General features: G+C 48.1%; 15 protein-coding genes. 9 read left to right on the plus strand and 6 right to left on the minus strand.

Annotated elements, in window-relative coordinates; translation table 11 throughout:
- The first annotated feature begins 506 nt into the window (after positions 1-506).
- From MN202_RS11375 to MN202_RS11415, 9 genes are all read left to right on the plus strand, one after another.
- Positions 507-1,007, plus strand: a complete 501-nt coding sequence (locus MN202_RS11375; RefSeq protein WP_335736244.1) for a GNAT family N-acetyltransferase — start codon at positions 507-509, stop codon at positions 1,005-1,007.
- 222 nt (positions 1,008-1,229) lie between these two features.
- Entirely contained in the window at positions 1,230-2,351 is a 1,122-nt protein-coding gene (gene proB / locus MN202_RS11380; protein WP_335736245.1) for a glutamate 5-kinase, read from the plus strand.
- Positions 2,348-3,601: a glutamate-5-semialdehyde dehydrogenase gene (locus MN202_RS11385; protein ID WP_335736246.1), complete on the plus strand. Its 1,254-nt coding sequence runs from the start codon at positions 2,348-2,350 to the stop codon at positions 3,599-3,601. The genes proB and MN202_RS11385 overlap by 4 nt, the downstream gene beginning before the upstream one ends.
- A gap of 231 nt (positions 3,602-3,832) precedes the next feature.
- A complete protein-coding gene (gene tig, locus MN202_RS11390; protein WP_335736247.1) occupies positions 3,833-5,143 on the plus strand; it encodes a trigger factor in 1,311 nt (436 codons plus the stop codon).
- 106 nt (positions 5,144-5,249) lie between these two features.
- Positions 5,250-5,876 (plus strand): ATP-dependent Clp endopeptidase proteolytic subunit ClpP, encoded by a 627-nt coding sequence (clpP, locus tag MN202_RS11395; protein ID WP_418334338.1) that lies wholly within the window; start codon positions 5,250-5,252, stop codon positions 5,874-5,876.
- A 54-nt stretch (positions 5,877-5,930) separates the two neighbouring features.
- On the plus strand, positions 5,931-7,211 hold the full coding sequence (gene clpX / locus MN202_RS11400) for an ATP-dependent protease ATP-binding subunit ClpX (protein ID WP_335736248.1): 1,281 nt from the start codon (positions 5,931-5,933) through the stop codon (positions 7,209-7,211).
- A gap of 130 nt (positions 7,212-7,341) precedes the next feature.
- Complete coding sequence (gene lon / locus MN202_RS11405; protein WP_335736249.1) at positions 7,342-9,738, plus strand: endopeptidase La; 2,397 nt, start codon at positions 7,342-7,344, stop codon at positions 9,736-9,738.
- A gap of 210 nt (positions 9,739-9,948) precedes the next feature.
- On the plus strand, positions 9,949-10,221 hold the full coding sequence (hupB, locus tag MN202_RS11410; protein WP_008220336.1) for a nucleoid-associated protein HU-beta: 273 nt from the start codon (positions 9,949-9,951) through the stop codon (positions 10,219-10,221).
- Between the two features lie 181 nt (positions 10,222-10,402).
- Complete coding sequence (locus MN202_RS11415; protein ID WP_335736250.1) at positions 10,403-12,310, plus strand: SurA N-terminal domain-containing protein; 1,908 nt, start codon at positions 10,403-10,405, stop codon at positions 12,308-12,310.
- 45 nt (positions 12,311-12,355) lie between these two features.
- On the opposite strand, the gene MN202_RS11420 is transcribed toward MN202_RS11415, so the two are convergent.
- From MN202_RS11420 to pspF, 6 genes are read right to left on the minus strand one after another with little or no spacing between them, the layout of a single operon-like run.
- A complete protein-coding gene (locus MN202_RS11420; RefSeq protein WP_335736251.1) occupies positions 12,356-13,123 on the minus strand; it encodes an ATP-binding cassette domain-containing protein in 768 nt (255 codons plus the stop codon).
- On the minus strand, positions 13,120-14,112 hold the full coding sequence (locus MN202_RS11425) for a peptide ABC transporter ATP-binding protein (RefSeq protein ID WP_335736252.1): 993 nt from the start codon (positions 14,110-14,112) through the stop codon (positions 13,120-13,122). The genes MN202_RS11420 and MN202_RS11425 overlap by 4 nt, the downstream gene beginning before the upstream one ends.
- Complete coding sequence (locus tag MN202_RS11430) at positions 14,112-15,008, minus strand: ABC transporter permease subunit (RefSeq protein WP_335736253.1); 897 nt, start codon at positions 15,006-15,008, stop codon at positions 14,112-14,114. Before MN202_RS11430 ends, MN202_RS11425 begins: the two co-directional genes overlap by 1 nt.
- Before the next feature lies 1 nt (position 15,009).
- Entirely contained in the window at positions 15,010-16,026 is a 1,017-nt protein-coding gene (locus MN202_RS11435) for an ABC transporter permease (RefSeq protein WP_335736254.1), read from the minus strand.
- Complete coding sequence (locus MN202_RS11440; protein ID WP_335736255.1) at positions 16,023-17,669, minus strand: ABC transporter substrate-binding protein; 1,647 nt, start codon at positions 17,667-17,669, stop codon at positions 16,023-16,025. Before MN202_RS11440 ends, MN202_RS11435 begins: the two co-directional genes overlap by 4 nt.
- Complete coding sequence (gene pspF, locus MN202_RS11445; RefSeq protein WP_335736256.1) at positions 17,666-18,745, minus strand: phage shock protein operon transcriptional activator; 1,080 nt, start codon at positions 18,743-18,745, stop codon at positions 17,666-17,668. The genes MN202_RS11440 and pspF overlap by 4 nt, the downstream gene beginning before the upstream one ends.
- Positions 18,746-18,887 lie beyond the last annotated feature (142 nt).

Genomic DNA, 18,887 nt, shown 5'->3' on the forward strand with positions numbered 1-18,887 from the left:
AAGCGCACTTGGTTTGGGTATTCTTAATCCCACGGGTCGCAGGTTCAAATCCTGCATCACCGACCATTCTCCCTTAATGTTCAAATTGAAAGCGCACTTGGTTTGGGTATTCTTAATCCCACGGGTCGCAGGTTCAAATCCTGCATCACCGACCATTCTCCCTTAATGTTCAAATTGAAAGCGCACTTGGTTTGGGTATTCTTAATCCCACGGGTCGCAGGTTCAAATCCTGCATCACCGACCATTCTCCCTTAATGTTCAAATTGAAAGCGCACTTGGTTTGGGTATTCTTAATCCCACGGGTCGCAGGTTCAAATCCTGCATCACCGACCATTCTCCCTTAAACAAATATAATTCTTGTATCACCAAGCTCTCGCCTCAAAAGCTTTGAATCTTCTGCTTAATGCACTTCATTAGATTTTTATCAGATTTTATTCTTGTTTATTCATTCCCATTTTAAATTGCACTGGTATATGCTGAAGAAAAGCTGATTTTGGAGACAAATCTTGATAATTGCCGAAACCCCGCGGCTTAGGATCCGGCATCTGATAGCAGACGATGCCGCTTTTACCTGCCGTTTGCTAAACGAGCCTTCTTTTATCGAGAATATTGCAGACCGGGGAGTACGGACAGAGCAGGATGCGGTGCAATATTTAGTTGATGGCCCGGTGCGCAGTTATCGGCAGCATGGTTACGGGCTGTTTTTAGTAGAAAGCAGCACGGATGCTGTCGCACTGGGGTTTTGCGGTTTGCTATTTCGTGAACATTTACAGGAAACGGATATAGGTTTTGCCTTTTTGCCCGAATTCTGGGGCCAGGGTTATGCGTTTGAAGCCGCGTCTGCCGTTATGCATTTTGGTTATAGTCAGTTAAATCTGCCGAGAATTGTTGGTTTGGTCAGTGCCGGCAATATTGCTTCAATTAAAGTATTAACCCGTTTAGGTCTGCAGTTTGAAAAAATGGTTGCCATGCTACCATCAAATGAATCTGTGCAGCTTTACGCTTAAGCCTGTCTGCTGTACTGACTATTTTTGTAATAAAATTACATAATTATGCTGGCTTGTTGGCTTTTCTACTTGAATACCAGTTATTCATGCTGCTTATATTTGAATAAAAACAGTGTATTACGTGTAGTGAATGCCTCTCTTTGAGTTATGAAACTGTAACCTTGCTGGTGCCGGGTTACAGTTTTTGCTATCATTGCCGCCGGAACAACCATTGGAGGAGTTATGATTAACCCATCCTGGCGGCGGGTCGTGCTGAAAGTCGGCAGTGCCCTGATAGCGCCAGACAACCAGGGGTGTAGTGAGCAGTTTTTGCGTCCCATCGCCGAATTTATCCGGCAATGCCGACTACAGGGTCTTGAAGTGATCCTGGTCTCATCAGGCAGCGTCGCCGCCGGCCGTCATCATTTTAACTTTCAGCATCAACGCGTACCTATCGCTTTAAAACGTGCTATGGCAGCGGTTGGCCAGAATCAGCTGATGAATTTCTGGAGCCGCTGTTTTGAATTTCCTTGTGCGCAGGTATTGCTGACCCATGGTGATTTAAGCGACCGGGTGCGGCATGTGAATATTAAAAATACCCTGCGCCGGTTACTGGACCACCAGGTGCTGCCTATAGTGAATGAAAACGACACTATAGCTACGACCGAGCTTAAAGTTGGGGATAACGATAATTTGGCAGCTATGGTAGCCACAGTAGCCAATGCGGATGCCTTGATTATCTGCTCGGATGTCGCCGGCCTGTATACCGCTGACCCAAATAAAGATCCCTCAGCTAGTCTGATCCCCGAAGTGCGGCAGATTGATCAATATATTTATGGTTTAGCGGGTGGCGCTTCATCTAAAGTGGGCACTGGTGGTATGCTGACGAAAATCGAAGCAGCAGAAAAAGCCACCGCACACGGCATTGATACTGTGATAATTGACGGCCATAAACCTGATGGGTTTCAGTGTATTTTAGCGGGTAAAAATCCGGGAACGATTTTCTTTGGCCAGGCCAAACCCTTACCGGCTAAAAAACATTGGGTACGTCATACATTAAGAGCCAAAGGCGAGATTTGGGTGGATGACGGCTGTGTTGAAGCCTTATGCCGGCAGGGAGCGTTCTTGCTGTGCAGCGGTATTGTTAGCATTAACGGCGAATTTGACTCAGGCGACGCAGTGCTGGTGCGCTGCGCCACCGGTAAACGCAAAATTGCCAAAGGTGTCAGCCGCTTTAGTGCCAGCGAGCTGTTTTCGATTAAAGGCCAGCAAAGCCGCGATATAGCATCTTGCCTGGGGTATTGCCCAACCGGCAGCGATGCCGTTATTCATCGCAGTGAAATGATGTTACTGGAGAGAATATGATTAGCGAAGCTGCGGCGCAAATTGCCGCCAAAGCGTCACGGGCCGCCAAGGCCGTGGCAAATTTAACTACTGAGCAGAAAAACTTTGTACTGCAAAGCATGGCGAATAACATTCGCAGTGCCTCTGATGCTATTTTGCTAGCTAATAAAGACGAAGTCGCCAGCGCTGCTGCCAACGGCACCACAGATGCAATGCTGGATCGTCTGACACTGACACCGGCGCGGATAGAAAGCATGGCCAGTGCTATTGAACAGATCATAGCGCTGCCCGATCCCGTAGGAGCAATCAGACATATTGAACAGCGGCCTAATGGTATTAATATTGAAAAACGCCGAATAGCGCTGGGCGTTATTTGTATGATTTACGAAGCCCGGCCTAATGTTACTGCTGATGCCGGTGCTTTGTGCTTTAAAGCGGGTAATGCAGTTATTTTACGCTGTGGCCGCGAAGCGATCCAAACCAGCCTGGCAATAGCCGAAGCGATGCAGCAGGCCTTGCGTGAACATAATTTACCTGATGAGGTTATCAGCATAGTACCGAACCCGGATCGTGAGTTAATGCTGGCACTGCTAAAACAAGATCAATACATCGATTTGGTCATTCCGCGTGGCGGCGAAGGGTTAATTCGTTTTGTTACCGAGCACAGCCGCATTCCGGTAATACAGCACTATAAAGGTGTATGTCACCTGTATGTGGACCAAAGTGCTGACTTAGCCATGGCGTTGGGTCTGCTGTTAAATGGTAAGGTGCAACGGCCAGGTGTGTGTAATGCACTGGAAGCTTTGCTGGTAAATAAACATGTCGCTGCAGATTTTCTGCCCCTGGTTGCCAGGGCACTATCTGAGCATGCTGTAATAGTACATGCCTGCAAAGACAGTATTGGCTATTTTAACCAGGCACAGCCTATAGCAGATGACGACTTTGGTCAGGAATATCTGGCAGCGGAAATTGCTGTCCGTATTGTTGATGATGTTGACGCTGCGATGGCGCATATTGACCAGTTTGGCAGCCAGCACACTGAAGTCATTTGTACCACTGATCAGGCCAATGCCGAGCGTTTTATCCGTCAGGTTGACTCTGCTGTTGTGATGCACAATGCGTCATCACGTTTCTCCGACGGTGGTGAACTTGGTTTGGGTGCTGAAATTGGTATTTCAACCAGTAAACTGCATGCATATGGCCCTATGGGGCTGGAAGCGCTAACGACCGAAAAATATGTGGTAACTGGCAGCGGCCAAACCCGAAGTTAGAAGATAAAAATAGCCAGAATACACCAGCGCAGTATAGTTATGTTATTGACTATGCTGCGTTTTTTTAAGTACTGTGCAGTAGTCTGGTTAGGGGCTCGACGTCAGACATTTAGCCCGCTATAATGCCGCGTCCTATTTTATAACAGGTCTGGTTCAGTGCTGCATTTTTGAAACCAGATCACACCAGTAAGGCGAAGCATCAACGCCTGTTTTTGAATTTGAGGTAACAAAATGCAAGTTTCTGTGGAAACCACTCAGGGTTTAGAGCGCCAGTTAACAATCACGGTTGCGGCAGACAAAATTGATACTGAAGTAAAAAGCCGTTTACGTGATCTGGCCAAGCGTCAGCGTATCGACGGTTTCCGTCCGGGTAAGGCTCCGGTTGCACTGATCCAGAAGCGTTACGGTTTGGCAGTGTTACAGGAAGTAGCCAGCGAGCAAATGCAGCGTCATTTTTATGAGGCCATCATTGCCAACAAGCTGACACCAGCGGGCAACCCAACTTTTGCACCAGGTCAGTTGGAGCAAGGCAAAGATTTAGAATTTAAAGCCACTTTTGAAGTTTACCCGGACGTTGAAGTTAAAAATCTGGATAAAATTGAAGTGAACAAACCAGTAGTTGAAATTGCTGACGCTGACTTAGACAAAATGCTGGAAACCCTGCGCAAGCAACACGCAAGCTGGGAAGCGAAAAAAGGCAAAGCTGCAAACGGTGACCGTGTGGTAATCGATTTTGTTGGTTCAATTGACGGTGAAGAATTCGACGGCGGCAAAGCCACTGACTTCACGCTGGAGTTGGGTCAGGGCCGGATGATCCCAGGTTTTGAAGATGGCATCGTTGGCAAAAAAGCGGGTGAAGAAGTTACAGTAGACGTGACCTTCCCGGCTGAATACCATGCCGAAAATTTAAAAGGTAAAGCGGCCAGCTTCGCCGTAACAGTTAAAGCTGTTGAACAGCAGGTTCTGCCAGAACTGAACGATGAATTTGCGACACTGTTTGGCCTGGAAACCGCTACTGTTGACGCGCTGAAAGCTGAAGTGCGTAAAAACATGGAACGCGAGCTGAACCAAAACATTAAAGCTAAAGTGAAAGATCAGGTTATCAAAGGCCTGTTAGCAAACAACGAAGTAGAAGTACCTCAGGCGCTGATTGCTGGTGAAGTAGACGTATTACGTAAGCAGGCACTGCAGCGTTTTGGTAATAACGTTGATCCTAAGCAATTACCTGAGCTGCCGGCTTCACTGTTTGAAGAGCAGGCGAAAGATCGCGTTAAAGTAGGTTTGTTACTGGGTGAAGTGATCAAAACCAGCGAACTGAAAGTAGACGACAGCAAAGTTCAGGCGTTAATTGAGACAGCGGCTTCTGCTTATGAAGATCCGCAAGAAGTGATTCAGTACTACAACAGCAATAAAGAGCTGCTGCAAAGCATGCGTAATGTTGCTCTGGAAGAGCAGGCTATTGATGTTATTTTGGCCTCTGCCAAAGTTACTGAACAAAAAGCCGCCTTTGATGAAATTATGAATCCGAAGGCAGCCAACTAAGATTGACTTCTGCTGGCTTGACAGCTTTAATGGCTCGAACAACCGTTCGGGCCATTTTATTTTCTGCCCCCGCAAAAACCCAGTCTGAAAGAGGGAATTCTGTAATATGTCTATGCCACATCATCTGAATGACATAGTTAATGCTCTGGTGCCTATTGTTATTGAGCAAACGGCCAAAGGTGAACGCTCCTTTGATATCTACTCACGTCTGCTAAAAGAGCGGGTGATTTTTCTGACTGGCCAGGTCGAAGATCACATGGCAAATCTTATTGTGGCGCAATTATTGTTCTTAGAGTCGGAAAATCCGGAAAAAGACATCTATATTTACATTAACTCACCAGGCGGTTCGGTAACGGCAGGGTTGTCTATTTACGATACGATGCGTTATATCAAACCGGATATTGCTACTGTGTGTGTTGGCCAGGCGGCCAGTATGGGCGCTTTTTTGTTATCAGGCGGCACTAAGGGTAAGCGTTACTGTTTGCCAAATGCCCGGGTAATGATCCACCAGCCGTTAGGTGGTTTCCAGGGCCAGGCGACCGATTTTGAAATTCATGCCCGGGAAATTTTAAGTATTAAAGAAAAGCTAAACCGTTTGATGGCTGAACACAGTGGTAAAAGCTATGAGCAGGTTTGCAAGGATACTGAGCGTGATAATTTCTTAAGCGCGCAGCAAGCCTTGGATTATGGCCTGGTCGATGCCATATTAACGAACAGAGAAAGCACTAAGTAATTAAGTCCGGCGGCCCGGTTTCGAGGGCTGCACCGTAGTGAAAGAGGTAGTTACATGTCCGATCACCGCACTGACGGCGATAAGAACGGTAAACTGTTGTACTGTTCTTTTTGTGGCAAATCACAGCATGAAGTGCGTAAGTTGATTGCAGGCCCACAGGTTTATATTTGTGATGAATGCGTTGATTTATGCAATGACATCATCCGTGAGGAAATTAAAGACATTTCCCCAAAACGGGATGCCGATAAATTACCGGTGCCGCGCGAAATTCGTGCTCATCTGGACGATTATGTTATCGGTCAGGAGCATGCCAAGAAAGTACTGGCAGTAGCGGTATATAACCACTATAAGCGCTTACGTAGCGCCCAGCACAAACAAGATGTAGAGCTGGGTAAGAGTAATATCCTGCTAATTGGCCCTACCGGTAGCGGTAAGACCTTACTGGCAGAAACCTTAGCGCGTTTGCTGGATGTGCCTTTTACCATGGCAGATGCAACCACGCTGACCGAAGCGGGCTATGTCGGCGAAGACGTGGAAAACATTATTCAGAAGCTGCTGCAAAAATGTGACTATGACGTGGAAAAAGCCCAGCGTGGCATAGTGTACATTGACGAAATTGATAAAATTTCGCGTAAGTCTGACAACCCATCAATAACCCGCGATGTATCGGGTGAAGGTGTGCAACAAGCTCTGCTGAAACTGATTGAAGGCACTATTGCCTCGGTACCGCCACAAGGTGGTCGTAAGCACCCGCAGCAGGAGTTTTTGCAGGTTGATACCTCAAAAATTCTGTTTATCTGTGGCGGTGCTTTTGCCGGCCTGGATAAAGTGATTGAGCAGCGCTGCGCCAAAGGTTCAGGTATCGGTTTTGGCGCTCAGGTGCGCAGCAAAGAGAGCAGCCGTAGCTTAAGTGAATCCTTCCGTGATGTTGAGCCGGAAGATTTGGTCAAGTATGGTCTGATCCCTGAGTTTATCGGTCGTTTACCGGTAGTGGCAACCCTGACCGAACTGGATTTAGACGCATTAGTACAAATTCTTAGCCAGCCGAAAAACGCGTTGGTAAAACAATTTGCCGCTTTGTTTGCCATGGAAGATGTCGAGCTGGAGTTTCGTGAGGATGCACTAAAAGCGATTGGGCAAAAAGCGATGGAACGTAAAACCGGTGCCCGGGGGTTACGTTCTATAGTGGAAGGCGTGCTGCTTGATACTATGTATGAATTACCGTCAATGCAGGATGTTTCCAAGGTAGTGATTGACGAAACCGTGATCCGCGGCGAAAGCGAGCCGATTCTGATTTATCAGAGTAGCGAGCCGGTAGCGGCAGAATCACATTAAGGTGTGATTTTCTTGATAAAAAGGAGCTGATTTAGCTCCTTTTTCGTATCTGCAATTGAAGTTTTTAAAACGAACCCCATATACTGAAACATATTTGCGCCTGCAGTAACTAAATTTCAAGAGAGGATCAATGACATCTGAACATGCTGAACGTTTGCATATGCCGGTGCTGGCATTACGCGACGTTGTAGTTTACCCGCATATGGTTATTCCGTTGTTTGTCGGGCGGGCTAAATCTATTAAGTGCCTTGATGCTGCTATGGAAAACGACAAGCAGATTTTCCTGGTGGCGCAAAAAGACGCGACGCTGGATGATCCTACTGCTGCTGATCTGTATCAGGTGGGCACTGTAGCGACCATTTTGCAATTGCTGAAATTGCCTGATGGTACGGTTAAGGTGCTGGTAGAAGGCAGTCGCCGAGCTCGTTTGGCTGAATTTACTGAAACCGACAAAGCCTTTGCCGCCTATGTAGAAGTGATTGAAACCGCTGAAGTAGACAGCCGCGAACAGGAAGTATTTTTGCGCTCGGCGATTAACCAGTTTGAAGGCTATATCAAGCTGAATAAAAAAATTCCGCCAGAAGTGCTGACAGCATTAAGCGGGATAGACGAGCCTGCCAGACTGGCCGACACCATGGCGGCACATATGCCGTTAAAGGTTGAAGACAAACAAAAAGTGCTGGAAATTTTCAACGTCACCGAACGGTTAGAATACCTGATGGCGATGATGGAAAGCGAAATTGATATTCTGCAGGTAGAACGTCGTATTCGCAGCCGGGTGAAAAAGCAAATGGAGAAAAGCCAGCGCGAGTATTACCTGAATGAGCAAATGAAGGCCATTCAGCGTGAACTGGGCGAGCTCGAGGATGCTCCGGATGAATTTGAAACCCTGAGCAAAAAAATTACCGATGCACAAATGCCGGCCGAAGCGGCCGATAAAGCTAAAGCTGAACTGCAAAAGCTTAAAATGATGTCCCCGATGTCTGCGGAAGCTACCGTGGTGCGCAGCTACATAGACTGGCTGGCGCAAGTACCATGGAAAACCCGCAGCAAGGTTAAAAAGAATCTGGCTGTTGCCGAGCAGATTTTAGATGCAGATCACTATGGCTTAGAAAAAGTAAAAGAACGCATCGTGGAGTACTTAGCAGTACAGCAGAGGGTAAACAAATTAAAAGGCCCAATTTTATGTCTGGTGGGCCCGCCGGGTGTTGGTAAAACCTCACTGGGCCAGTCTGTTGCCAAAGCGACTGGGCGTAAATACGTGCGCATGGCACTGGGTGGAGTGCGCGATGAGGCCGAGATCCGTGGCCATCGCCGCACTTATATTGGCTCTATGCCGGGTAAAATTATCCAGAAGATGGCCAAAGTTGGTGTGCGTAATCCGCTGTTTTTGTTAGATGAAATTGACAAGATGGCGTCAGATTTTCGCGGTGATCCGGCTGCAGCCTTATTAGAGGTGCTGGATCCGGAGCAAAACACCGCCTTTAGCGATCATTACCTGGAAGTCGATTACGACCTGTCTGATGTGATGTTTTTTGCAACCTCTAACAGCCTGAACATTCCGGCTGCATTGCTGGACCGGATGGAAGTGATCCGCTTGGCAGGGTATACCGAGGATGAAAAACTTAACATCGCAAAACAGCATTTAATCACCAAGCAAGTTGGCCGCAATGGGCTAAAAGCCGGCGAGTTAGTTATTGAGGATAGCGCTATTATTGGCATTATCCGTTACTACACCCGTGAAGCCGGTGTGCGTAGTCTGGAGCGGGAAATCTCTAAACTGTGCCGTAAAGCGGTTAAGCAGATTTTGCTGACGAAAGATTTAAAGCAGGTCGTGATCAATCAGCAAAACCTGGAAGATTTCTTAGGGGTACAACGCTATGACTACGGTAAGGCGGAAGACAGCAACCGTATTGGTCAGGTTACCGGTTTAGCCTGGACCGAGGTTGGTGGTGACTTACTAACGATTGAAGCAGCCTCAGTAGTGGGCAAGGGTAAGTTAACCTATACCGGCTCGTTGGGCGATGTTATGAAAGAATCGATACAGGCAGCGATGACTGTTGTACGCAGCCGTGCAGAAGTGCTGCGTATTAATGCGGATTTCTACGAAAAACGTGATATTCATGTGCATGTACCAGAAGGTGCCACGCCCAAAGATGGCCCAAGTGCCGGTATCGCTATGGTTACCGCGTTGGTATCCAGTCTGACAGGTAATCCGGTGCGGGCTGATGTAGCTATGACAGGTGAAATTACCTTACGTGGTGAAGTATTACCAATAGGTGGCTTAAAAGAAAAGCTGCTGGCAGCGCATCGCGGCGGAATTAAACGGGTACTTATACCGCATGACAATGCACGTGATTTAAAAGACATCCCGGAAAACGTCAAAGCCGACATCGAAATTCGTCCGGTGAAATGGATAGATGAAGTGTTGCAACTGGCGCTGCAGGAGCCGCTAGAGCGCGTTTCGCCTGTAGAAACAACAAAAAGTACGGTAAAAAGCAAAAAAACGGAAAAAAATCCGGTATAGGGGCTTTTCATTCCCGTTGGCTGTGCTAACTTATGGAAAGTTTCGACCAAGCCCTTGTTATACAAGGGCTGCAGTCAAAGCCAGAATTATTAGTTTTGTCGCTTCTTTTGCTTGCAAGCATAAAAGATGCTTGTTATAACGATTGAGCTCACTTACAGAACTAATAAAGTGTAGTTGTTGAAAATAATAACAATTGAAGGGGATGATATTGTGAACAAGTCTCAACTTATCGACAAAATTGCTGCTGGTGCAGACATTTCTAAAGCGGCAGCTGGTCGTGCTTTAGATTCGTTCATTGACGCTGTTACCGAAGCTCTTAAAGAAGGCGACTCTGTAGCATTAGTTGGTTTTGGCACTTACAGCGTACGTGAGCGTGCTGCCCGTACAGGCCGTAACCCACAAACTGGTGCTACTATTCAAATCGCTTCTGCGAAAATTCCTTCTTTCAAGCCAGGTAAGGCGTTAAAAGACGCTTGTAACTAAGCTGTGGTGGTGCCGCTTGCGGCACATACAGTTTGGGAGCGCATTAAAGATAACTTATCGGTTTCGCAAGGCCTCCCAAGGCTTCTCTAAAAAAAGCGCATCTGCTAAGATGCGTTTTTTTTTACGGCAAAGACTCAACGTCTGCTGGCCGGATAAAGTTGAATAAAGAGATGACACTAAGATGTTAGAGAAAATCAGAGAAGGCTCACAAGGAATTATTGCCAAGTCTATTTTAGGCTTAGTGATCCTGACATTTGCCCTGGCGGGTGTTGGTAGTTATTTAAGTACTCCGGCAGAACAAAATGTTGCCGAGGTAAATGGCGAAAAAATCAGCCGCGCTGATTTTGATCAGGCATTTCAAAGCGAGCGCGCCCGCATGCAGCAGCAGTTTGGCGAAATGTACGCTGCGTTAGCTGCTGATACCGCCTACATGAACAACTTTCGTAATGATGTGCTGGAACGCCTTATTAATGAAAAGCTGGAGCAGCAACTGGCCACTAAGCTGGGCTTGCGTGTAAGTGATGACCAGGTGCGCCAGGCGGTACGTGGCATGACAGAGTTTCAGATTGATGGCAGTTTTAACAATGACCGCTATTTAGCCTTATTGCGCCAAAACGGCTTTCAGCCAGATCAATTCCGCGAACTGATGCGCTCACAAATGACACGGAATCAGCTTTTGCAAGGTATGGTTGGCAGCGAGTTTGCTACTGCAGCTGAGATGCAACAGCTAATGAAGTTACAGCAACAACAGCGCGATATCGCTTTTTTACGTTTTAATGCAGCAGACTATACCGCTCAGGTTGAGTTGACGGACCAACTGCTGCAAGACTACTACGTTACCAATTTGCCGCAATTTGAAACTGAGCAAAAGGTGGCGGTTGAGTACATTGAGATTTCCGCAGCGTCACTGGCATCAGATGTGCCGGTAACGGCTGAAGAAGTTGATGCGTATTATCAGGCGAACAAAGCGCGTTACAGCCGCGAGGAGCGTCGTCAGGTTGCCCATATTATGCTGGAGTCTGAAGAAGACAATAGCGAAATACAAGCGCAGGCTGAGGCATTGCTGGCACAACTGCAAGCAGGTGCAGACTTCGCCGCACTGGCAAAAGAAAAATCTGCCGATACATTTTCTGCCGAAAACGGTGGCGTGCTTGATTGGTTAGCGGCCGGTGATATGGACCCACAGTTTGAACAAGCTGCCTTTGCATTGACATCTGAAGGCGCTTTAACAGACGTGGTAAAAAGTGCTTACGGTTACCATATTATTAAGCTGGTGGCATTAGAGCCGGCGCAGGTGACCCCGTTAGCTGAAGTTGCCGACGATATTAGCCAGCGTATTAAGCAGGAGCGGGCCAGCACGGCGTTTTATGATCTACAGCAACGTCTGGCAGAAGTGAGCTTTGAAGTACCAGATACGCTGGAAGAAGCCGCTCAGGTGACCGGACAAAAGGTCATTTCTACTCCGCTGTTTAGCCGCAGTGAGGCAACGATGCCGCTGGCGACACCTGTGGTATTAAATAAAATATTCAATGCTGATTTTATAGCCGAAGGGTTAAACAGTGAGCTGATTGAGCTGGACAAAGAACATGCGATAGTGGTGCGGGTTAAAGAACAGTTAGCTGCCCGTACCCAGAGCCTGGACGAAGTGAAAGTGCAGGTAGAAGCGGCAGTAACAGCTGAGCAAAGCGCTTTGCTGGCTAAACAACAAGCCGAGCAGGTGTTGCAGGCTGCTGCAGAAACCGGTTTAGCGGCCCAGGCCGAACAGCTGGGTAGAACGCTGGAGAATTCAGCCGCCACACCACGTTTTGGTGGTTCACTGGATGGTCAGATCCGTGCTAAAGCTTTCGCTATGGCCAGACCGCAGGCCGATAAGCCGGCGATTGAACTGGTTGAGCTGGCTAACGGCGATGTTGCTCTGGTAACCGTTACTGCGGTTACTGATGCTGAATTGACAACCGTTGCCGATAACGCTCAGTTAAAGGCGTTGTCAGATCAGCAGGCTGAGAAAGTCTACCGTGCGATGATCGATGCGATAAAGGCCGATGCCGATATCAGCCGTAATTTACGCCTGATGCAAAGCGCTGAATAGTTACCGCTAATTGGCCGTCAAAAACCGTAGCTTGCTACGGTTTTTTTATGCCTGCGAACTGTTGATCAGTTTACGGGTGTAATCATGTTGCGGGTTACTGAATACCTCACTGGCTGGCGCATAGTCAAGCATCTTTCCCTGATACAGCACCAATACGTCGTCGGCAATATGCCGCACCAAACGTAAGTGATTCGAGATTAACAGGTAGGCCAGGCCGGATTGTTGCTGCAGTTCAAGTAATAAATTCACTATCTGCGCCCGCAAAGACGGATCAAGTGCTGTTAAGGCTTCATCGAGGATTAACAGCTTCGGGTCCAGAATTAATGCCCGGGCGAGGGCAACACGCTGTAGCTGGCCGCCAGAAAACATATGCGGGTAGTAGTCGATGTGTTCGTTCAGTAAGCCTAACTGCTTCAGTGTCAGGCGGACTTTTTGCGCCCGTTGCGTGGCGTCAAATACGGTATTTAACCGCAGAACGTCGTCCAGCATCTGGCCTATTTTCTGGTTCGGATTAAGAGACTTAGCCGCATCCTGAAAAATAAAGCGGATAGTATGATTATACTGGCGGTAGTGGCTGGTTGTAACCGTATTACCGGCCAGCAGAATATCGCCGGCATCCGGTTTTTCTATGCCCACCAGTAAACGGGCCAGCGTACTTTTGCCTGAGCCGGTTTCGCCAACAATCGCCAGTGTTTTACCGCTTTGCAGGGTAAAGCTGATGTCGTGTAGCGCCTGTACCGTGCGATAGCGGAATAAACCGGTTTGCTTACGATAGCTTTTGCTGAGCTGTTGCACGTCTAATAACGCTGTCATACGGTTTTACCGGTAAGAGGGAAGTGGCAGCTAAAGTAGTGGTTTTGTAGCCGCTCTATCGCCGGCGTTTTTACGCATTCTTTGCGTGCATTTGGACAGCGCGGCCCAAGCCGGCAACCAATGGGTAAATGTTGCAATACTGGGATACTGCCGGGTAGGGCATACAAAGGTGTTTTGGGCACTAAATCCGGTTGAAACTCAGGTACGCTTTTTATCAGCGCATTCGTGTAAGGGTGAAACGGCTGTTTAAGGATAGCGGCGGTTTCACCGGCTTCAACTAATTGGCCACAGTACAATACGCTGAGGGTTTGGGTATAACGGGCAATACTTTCTAACTCATGGCTGATTAGCAACACCGAGGTGCCTTTAAGCTGATTAATGCTGCTAAGCAGACGAAACAATTGCGCCTGAGTAGTACTTTCCAGTGCAGTAGTCGGCTCGTCGGCTATTAGTAGTTTTGGGCTTTTCGCTACGGCCATCGCAATCATGATTTTCTGGCATATGCCTTCAGACAGCTGATAAGGATAACTCTGCAATACGCTCTGATGATCACGAATGCCAACTTTATGCAGCAGGGCGATGGCTTTATGCCGGCGCAGGTAACTGCGCTTCCACCAGGGGCCATCGAGTACATGAGCAGGGATTGCTTCTTCCAGTTGCTCCAGTATTACTGCGGTTGGATCCAGGCTACGGCTGGGTTCCTGATAAATCATCGCGATATCGCGGCCAATGATTTTGCGCTGTTGCTCGTACGGCAGGTTAAGCAAGTCCTTGCCAGCCCAGTTAAAACGGTCTGCCGTGACGCGCCAGCGTTTGTTCAGCACGCCAACTATCGCTTTGGCAATTAAGCTTTTACCTGAGCCTGATTCACCAACCAAACCCCGGGTTTCACCTTCACGCAAACTCAGGTTTACTCTGTCGACTGCCCGGATCAGGCCGTTAGCTGTCGACAACTCAATGGTGAGATTTTTAATATCAAGTAGCAGCATCAGCTGTCCCGCCGTTTTTTAACCGCATTTCGCAGCCCGTCGCCAACCAGATTAACCGACAATACCGCCAGAAATACTAACAAGCCTGCCATGGCAACACCAGATGGCGCCAGATAGATCAGATCCAGAGAGTCAGCCATCATAGCACCCCATTCCGCTGTTGGCGTTTGTGCGCCGAGACCGAGAAAGCCCAGTGCTGCTATATCTAAAATGGCTGTAGATAATGCCATGGTTGCCATCAGCGTCAGTTTTTCCCAGATATTGGGCAGCACGATGCGACTAAAGATCTGCCAGTTGTTGGCACCATCCAGCCGGTAAGCAATGACGTAATCCTGATTTAGCTGTTCGGCAATGGCATTACGGATGCCATGTACAAACTGCGGCAACAGTGCCAGCATGATGGCCCAGGTGGTATTGAGCAAGCCTGGGCCGAGAATAGCGACGATAATAATCGCCAGTAACAAAGACGGAATGGTTAAGGCTAAATCCAGAATATGATTAAATACACTGGATTTTACCCCGCGGCTCATGCCCGCCAGCGTGCCCAACAACAGCCCCATCAACAGCGCACCCACCACAGTAATTACCGCTATACCAAAAGAATAACGGGCACCTATAAGCAGACGTGAGAATATATCCCGGCCCAGGTCATCGGTACCCAAAGGATACTGCACCTGACCAAGTTCAGACCAGGACGGCGCCAGTAATAATAAAGTATCGTTTTGCAGATAAGGATCATGTGGCGTGAGTAATGGCGACAATACAGCTAGCAGAAAAAACACACTGAACAATACCAGGCCAGCTACAGCACTATGTTGAGCTGAAAAGTCGCGCCACAACTGCCTGGCTGGAGAGCGGGCAAGTAACTCTGCGGAAATTACACCAAACTGTGCCATGTTAGCGTTTCCTTGCCAGTGGATTAAACAACGTATGCAGCACTTCTGTTAGCATGTTTACCGTGATAACTAAGGTTGAAATAATCAGCAAACCGGACTGAATGGCGGGAAAATTGCGCTGATAAATACTGTCTATCAGCCAGCGGCCAATACCTGGCCAGGAAAAAATGACTTCGGTAATCATCGCCAAGGTGATCAGGGTACTAAATTGCAGGCCTATTTGCCGGGTTACCGGCAGCAACGCATTGCGTAAACCATGCCGGTACAGTACCTGGCTTCTGCTCAGACCTTTGGCGCGGGCGGTCTTAATATAGCTTTGCTCCCACACCTCCAGCATAGAGTCTCGGGTAAACCTGATCATGACGGTTGTTGGAAACGTTGCCAGTACTAAGGTCGGCAGCAGCAAATGGCGCAGAGCATTGAACAGCGCTTCTTGTTGATACTGGCTTTGCGCCAACAGTATATCGATCAGCATAAAGCCGGTCTGATAAGGAATTTCGTATAACACGCCAATGCGGCCAGCGGTGGGTAACCAACCAAGCCATAGCGAAAAGACCATTATAAGCAGCAGTGCCCACCAGAATATCGGCAGGGAGTAGCCGGTTAAGGCCAGCGCCGAAATGGCTTTACTCAGCACACCGTCTGGCTTAATGGCGGCGATAATACCCAGTGGAATGCCAATAAAAAATGATATCAGCAAGGCATAGGCAGCCAGCTCAAGAGTGGCCGGCAATAGCATTTTGATTTCGACTAACAGCAGTTGTTGGCTGGCGAAGGATAGGCCCCAGTCACCACTGATAATTCGTTGCAGATAGCCAAGATACTGCTGTATATAGCCTTGATCCATACGATATTCGGCAATTAACAGGGGTAACTGCTCGGCAGAAATAGTACGCAAACCGGTGAAGTTTTGCAGTGGGTCTCCCGGAAACAGGTATCCCAGGCTAAATGCCAGTATGCTTAGGGCAATAAACACAAACGCCAGCAAAAACACACGGCGCAGCAGATACAGAATCATTTGGCCTCCTTGCTGGCACCAGCCAGAGCGATGCCACCATAGGGATTAATCTGTACGCCGTTAATCCGACTGTTCAAGGCTTGAAAGCGCTGAGAGTGAGCGATGCTTAGCAGCGGCATTTGCTCGGACAGGTATTGCTGTGCAGCCATATAATAGCTGCGGCGCTGTTTTTGATCAGCCGTTAATAATGCCTGGCTGATAAGACGGTCAAAGTTTTCATCACACCAATTCGCCCTGTTACTGCCCGTTTGCGCTGCGCTGCAGCTTAGCAAAGGCCGGAAAAAGTTATCCGGATCGGCATTGTCTGCTGACCAGCCAATCAGCACTGAATCGTGTTCATTGTCGCCTAGCTTACGGCGAAAGGTATTCCATTCATAGGATACGACCGAGGCTCTAATACCAATCTGTGCCAGATCTGCTTGCATCAATTCGGCCATTTTCAAAGCATTGGGGTTGTATAGCCGTTGTACCGGCATGGCCCAGATATCCATACTGAAACCGTTTGGGTAGCCCGCTTCTGCCAGTAAGGCTTTGGCTTGGGCCGGGTCGTATTTTAACGGCTCCAGGTTGGCATTATACGCCCATGAAGTTGGTGGCAGTACGGAGTTAGCGGCGGTAGCATGGCCAAAATATACAGCCTGTAAAATGGCGTCACGGTTAATTGCCATAGCCAGTGCCTGGCGCACTTTAACATGGTTAAAAGGCGCTTTTGCGGTGTTAAAAGCCCAAAAACCTATGTTCATCGCCGTGCTTTCCTGCACGTCGACATCTGCACGTTTACTAATTAGTTCAAGTTCGGCTATGCGTGGAAATGCCACTACATCACATTCGTGGGTAAACAATTTGGCCATCCGCCTGGCATTGTTGGGCACAATATCAAAAACCAGTTGCTCAGGTTTAGCAGGTTCACGCCAGTAGTCATTGTGCCGGTAATAGCGGATCAGTACATCTTTTTGGTATTCGCGAAACCGAAATGGCCCGGTGCCTACCGGATGGCTGTCTATGCGCTGTAACTGACCGGATTGCCGTAATTGTTCGCCATATTCAGCCGATAAAATGGCGGCAAAATCGGTGGCCAGGTTAGATAAAAAAGAGCTGTCAGGCCGGTTTAGTTCAAACCTTACCAATAGTGGCTGTTCGGCGCTAACGTTAGCAACCAGGCCTGCCCAGTCAACACTTTGAAAAAACGGATAGTTTCCACCGCCCTGATAATGAAACGGATGCTGCTTTTGCATAATACGGTTAAAGGTAAATACCACGTCATCCGCGTTCAGGGCACGGCTGGGACGAAAATATTCGGTGTGATGAAACTGCACATCGCTTTGCAGGCTGAAGTGATACACCTTACCATCACTACTTACCTGCCAGTTGCTGGCCAAGCCTGGTTTTAGCTCGCCAGTTTGCGCGTCGATATCCAGTAAACGGTCGTAAAGCTGCTGGCTGATGGCATCTATGGTGGTGCCTGAAGTCACCAATTGTGGATTAAATGACTCCGGCGATCCTTCAGAGCAATACACCAGGCCGCTGCGCACCGCTTGCGGTAATTGCGGCTGGCAGGCGCTAAGTGTCAGCATACTACACACAATTGCCGTAGAACCGGTGGTTTTTAACCGGCACCACGCCTGGCCTGTCAGGGTTTTCATGCTTGCTGGCTGTCCAGTAACTGATATTTCTTCATATAACCACGTAACTGATGATAGGTCAGGTTAAGGAGGTCGGCGGTTTTTTTCTGGTTAAATTGGCTGGCAGCTAATGCCTGCTTGATCAGATTAATTTCAAAGTCTTGTGACAAGGTTTTGAAATCCTGCACCTGGTTGAAATCCAGCGATGCTGTTGCCGGGGCTGGCGCATTGCTAACGGTACTGGCCGCCACTGGCGCTGCAGTGCTGGCTGCCACTGGCGTGGTTTTAACTGCTTTAATACGCTGGGTTGGCCGAAATGGAGATTCAAAGGGGTCCAGCTGAATGTCATGCACCGGCACATAGCCATTATTGGTGCGGTAGACTGCGCGCTCGACAACATTTTTAAGTTCGCGCACATTACCCGGCCAATGGTAATCAAGCAGGGTACGCTTGGCTTTTTCACTAAAACCGCTAAATAATTCTAAACCAAGTTCGCGTGCCATATTAATGGCAAAGTTTTCTGCCAGTAGCAAAATATCTTCCCGACGCTCGCGCATTGGCGGTAAGGTGATGACATCAAACGCCAGCCGGTCTAACAAATCTGCGCGAAATTCGCCTTGCTCAGCCAGGCTGGGTAAATCTTCGTTGGTGGCACACACCAGCCGGACATCCGTTTTGATTGAGCGGCTACCGCCAACCCGCTCAAACTCGCCATACTCAATTACCCGCAACAGTTTTTCCTGCACCAGACCGGGTGTATTGGCCAGTTCATCTAAAAATAATGTGCCGCCATTGGCACGCTCAAACCGTCCTTCATGGCGTTTACTGGCGCCGGTGAAGGCGCCTGATTCATGGCCAAATAATTCGCTTTCCAGCAGGTTTTCATTTAACGAGGCGCAATTCAGTGTCAGATATTGCTGATCCCAGCGCTGGGATAAATAATGCAAACGGGCGGCGATAAGTTCTTTACCTGTGCCGCGTTCACCAATAATTAATACCGGTTTGTCCAACGGCGCAATTTGGGACACCTGATCCAGCACATTGAGGAAACTGTTAGACTGGCCCACCAGATTATCTTGTTGAAATTTTCTGCTCATGGCGTGCTATTAGTTAGTTAAATTGGCTAATTAGTAGTGTATTTCATAATGCCGGTTAGCAGAAGTATAAACGCAAAATAAATAAAAAACATTATAAAACATAGCTTTAAATTAATTTGTAAAGTTGGCAAGGAAACTGAAT

It is taken from the genome of Rheinheimera muenzenbergensis, from assembly GCF_036984005.1.
Lineage (GTDB): Bacteria > Pseudomonadota > Gammaproteobacteria > Enterobacterales > Alteromonadaceae > Alishewanella > Alishewanella muenzenbergensis.